We start from the raw sequence: 3,966 nt of genomic DNA, 5'->3' as shown, positions 1-3,966 counted from the left end.
GTGTGACGTGTGGTAACTCCACCTTACCGATGAGCCCGGTGGCCACCGAGTTCGAAATCGCATGGGGTTGGGCATGCCCAACCCCATGCGATCACCTCAATCTACACCGGAAATTACACCACGAGCGCGGACGCTAACAATGGGGAGGCGTAATGGCCAACAAACTGCGGTCGAACTGTACGGCGCGAGCGTCTGCTTTCTTGAACTTTGCGCTCAGAACCAGACCGAGCAGAATGTCGAAGGGTTTCGGGCGCGGGCAGGCGTACGTAAACCCTGACATGTACGACCCGCGGATCGTCGAGAGAGGCGCTATGGGGATATCAGCTTCGGGACGACCAAGCGCCGGATACGCTGTGGTAAGTGTTGCAGATATTTGGTCGCCACCTGCGCAACACAATGGCCACTGGACGTATCTGCGACGCGTTGTTGGTCGGGAGACTGTCCGCTCGTATGAGCGAGCTTAGGAGCGCAGCATGGGGCAGATCACGGTGATGACGGGGCCGGAGCGGCGGCGTCGATGGCGGGATGAGGAGCGGTTCCAGATCCTGACTGAAGCCTTCGCGCCGGGGGCATGTGTCGCGGACGTGGCCCGGCGGCGGGACGTATCGACCAGCCTGATCTACACTTGGCGGCGGAATCTGCGACGCGAACAAGCCGAAGGGGCACCCATTCCGATGATGGAGGCAACCTTTGCCCAGGCGATCCTCGCCAAGGAAGAGAAGTCGGACGGCTGTGATCGGTGTGCCGTGATCACCGTCGAACTGGGCGAAGGCCGGCTCGTTCGCATTTCGGCCGGAGCGCCCGCCGTACTGGTCAGCGCGACCTTGAAGGTGCTGCGGTGATCCCAGCGGGCGCGCGGGTATGGATCGCCATGGGGCACACGGACATGCGCAAGGGGATGCAGGGGCTGGCCTTGCAAGTCCAGCAGGGTCTGAAGCGCGATCCGCACGGAGGCGACCTGTTCGTGTTTCGCGGACGGACCGGATCGCTGATCAAGATCATTTGGCACGACGGGATCGGTATCTCCCTCTATTCCAAGCGGCTCGAGAAGGGACGCTTCGTGTGGCCATCGGCGAAGGACGGGATCGTCTCGCTGAACAACGCGCAATTGTCCTGCCTGCTGGAGGGGATTGACTGGCGTAACCCGCAGTATTTCTGGCGCCCGGAGAGCGCCGGATAGACCGGCCACTTTCTTCGCTTCCCCGGGGCATTTTTGGCTTCAACGCTGCGCCGATCTGAGATTCCATGCCCGTCATGGACACGGCCGCATCGCCACTCCCGGACGACGTCGAAGCGCTCAAGGCGTTGCTGTCCGCCGCGCTTGAACGCGCCGACAATGCCGAAGCGCGCCTCGCCAATGTCAGAGCCCGCGAGAGCGCGACCGAGGCGATGATCGCCCACCTCAAGCTGCAGATCGCCAAGCTGCGCCGCGAGCAATATGGTGCCAGTGCCGAGCGCAGTCGTCGCCTGCTCGACCCACTTGAGCTGCAGTTGGAAGATCTCGAGGCCGATGCCTGCGAGGATGACCTGGCCGCCAAAATCACTGCGACCAAGACAGCCGATGTTGCAGTCTTTGCGCGCAAGCGGCCGAGCCGCAAGCCGTTCCCTGAGCATCTCCGGCGCGAGCGCGTCGTCATTCCTGCGCCATGTTCGTGCCCGGCTTGCGGCGGCGCGCGTCTGTCGAAGCTGGGCGAGGACGTGACCGAGACTCTCGAGGTGATCCCGCGCCAGTGGAAGGTGATCCAGACGGTCCGCGAGAAGTTTTCGTGCCGGGATTGCGAGACGATCACACAGCCCCCGGCGCCGTTCCATGTCGTGCCGCGCGGATGGGCCGGCCCCAGCTTCCTCGCCATGCTGCTGTTCGAGAAGTATGGCCAGCATCAGCCCCTCAACCGCCAGTCCGAGCGCTTCGTCCGCGAAGGCGTTGCGCTCAGCACCTCGACGCTGGCCGACTAGGTGGGCGCGGCGGCCTTCGCCCTGATGCCGCTCTATCGACGGATCGAAGCTCACGTGCTTGCGGCCCGACGCTTGCACGGCGACGATACGACCGTGCCGATCCTGGCAACGGGTAAGACTGATACCGCGCGCTTGTGGGTCTACGTTCGCGATGACCGGCCCTTCGCCGGCAGCGACCCGCCCGCAGCCCTGTTCCACTATTCCCGCGACCGGCGCAGCGAGAATCCTCGGGCGCACCTGGCGTCCTGGGCAGGGATTCTGCAGGCCGATGCCTATGGCGGCTATAACGAGCTCTACGCACCCGACCGTCAGCCTGCACCCGTGATCGAAGCGGGCTGCTTCGCACACGCGCCGCGCAAGTTCTTCGAACTGGCCGACGTCGAGGATGCCGCGCGCAGGAAGAGCCGCGGTGAGCGCACCGGCATGATCTATCCGATCGCGCTGGAAGCCGTGCAGCGCCTCGATGCCCTGTTCGAGATCGAGCGTGCCATCAACGGCAAGGTGCCCGAAGAGCGTGTCGCCGTCCGGAAGGAACTCAGCGCGCCGCTGATGACGGACCTGCACGCCTGGCTCACCGCCCAACTAGCGAAGCTGTCGCGCAGCCACGATCTGGCCAAAGCGATAAACTACATGCTCCGGCGCTGGGATGCCTTCACCCGGTTCTTGGGCGATGGCCGGATCTGCCTCACGAACAACGCGGCCGAACGGGCGCTGCGCTGCGTGCCCCTCGGGCGCAAGGCCTGACTGTTCTGCGGCTCCGATCGCGGTGGACAGCGCGCCGCCGTGCTTTACTCGCTGATCCAGACCGCCCGTCTTAACGATGTCGATCCGCAGGCCTGGCTGGCCGATGTCCTTGCGCGCATCGCAGAGCATCCGGTCAACCGGATCGACGAACTGCTGCCATGGAACTGGAAACATTGAGCCAAACCATTCGAAAGCACTCCTTGACGCAAAGAGCCGTACTTGGCGCCTACGTCGCATGCTTTGCCGTTGGCGCTTTCAATCATGGCAGGGATTTTCTCAGCTACGGCGCGCGGCCCTACAACTGGGCTCCGGCCCTGTTGGAAGCATTCTGGTCTGCGCTGCTCTTCCTCGACCTGGCCACTATAGGCCTGCTGCTGCTCGGCAAACTTCGGGTTGGTCTGGCGCTTGCCGTAGCGATTATGATCTCCGACGTCGCTGCAATTTTTACGGATTCTTCGTGCTTGGCATTCCCGGCTTCAAAGTCGCATTACCACTCCAGGCCGCGTTTCTAGGTTTCATTCTCGGTTCTGCACCGTTCCTTTGGCCAAACCGCAAAACTGCTTGAGCGCCTGCGGCTCTCACCGGATGCTTACTCTGGGTCTTACGCGCGAACCGGCTCATGTTCATCTCGTCGATCATGCGCTGACGCAACGAACTGACTGGAAGGTCGGAAATAATCTCGATCATCGTTCGACTCGTTGTTTGAAAGGAGTCACGATGGTCTGCCGACCCTTAGCGGGGCTAAATCATGGTGCGGCATCAGATCGATGGCCGACGTGGGGCCAGGCGTCACTCCCGCACAGCGGGTTCGTACAAGTCCCCTCGTTCGCCAATATTCGCTGGTCCAAAATCTAGGCTCAGGACCTATTAAATCGCTTGCGGTGATAGGGAAGGATTGATTCAATGACGGCGTGAGGAGACGTCGTCATGAGTGAGCTGCTCTGGTTGTCGCAGGCGCAGATGCGCCGGATCGAGCGATATTTTGCGCTATGGCACGGGGTGCCACGGGTGGACGACCGTCGGATCATCAGCGGGATCATGTTCGTGATCAGGAACGGCCTGCGGTGGCGCGATGCGCCTGCCGATTATGGCCCGCCGAAGACGATCTACAACCGCTTCATCCGATGGAGCCGGCTCGGCGTGTTCAACAAGATCTTCGCGGCCCTCGCGGCGAAGGGCGGCAAGCCCGACCAGTTGATGATAGATGCGACCCACCTGAAAGCACACCGGACGGCGGCAAGCCTGCTCAAAAAGGGGATGTTCCCA

General features: G+C 62.5%; 4 protein-coding genes and 1 pseudogene. All 5 read left to right on the top strand.

Annotated features, from left to right (window positions below; genetic code table 11):
* Positions 1-473 precede the first annotated feature (473 nt).
* Complete coding sequence (gene tnpA, locus AC13EK_RS01445; protein WP_069338063.1) at positions 474-842, top strand: IS66-like element accessory protein TnpA; 369 nt, start codon at positions 474-476, stop codon at positions 840-842.
* The gene (gene tnpB / locus AC13EK_RS01440) at positions 839-1,180 is read left to right on the top strand and encodes an IS66 family insertion sequence element accessory protein TnpB (protein ID WP_268801847.1); all 342 of its coding nucleotides are present in this window, start codon (positions 839-841) and stop codon (positions 1,178-1,180) included. The genes tnpA and tnpB overlap by 4 nt, the downstream gene beginning before the upstream one ends.
* A 74-nt stretch (positions 1,181-1,254) precedes the next feature.
* Positions 1,255-2,877 (top strand): annotated as a pseudogene (tnpC, locus tag AC13EK_RS01435) (IS66 family transposase).
* Positions 2,859-3,212: a hypothetical protein gene (locus AC13EK_RS01430; protein WP_069338061.1), complete on the top strand. Its 354-nt coding sequence runs from the start codon at positions 2,859-2,861 to the stop codon at positions 3,210-3,212. Before tnpC ends, AC13EK_RS01430 begins: the two are co-directional and overlap by 19 nt.
* A 415-nt stretch (positions 3,213-3,627) precedes the next feature.
* On the top strand, positions 3,628-3,966 hold a 339-nt coding region (locus AC13EK_RS01425), incomplete at its 3' end, for a transposase (protein WP_483021989.1).

The organism is Sphingobium sp. L-44, from assembly GCF_056859495.1.
Note: the sequence above shows the minus strand (reverse complement) of the source record. Positions and strands in the feature narration are given on the sequence as shown.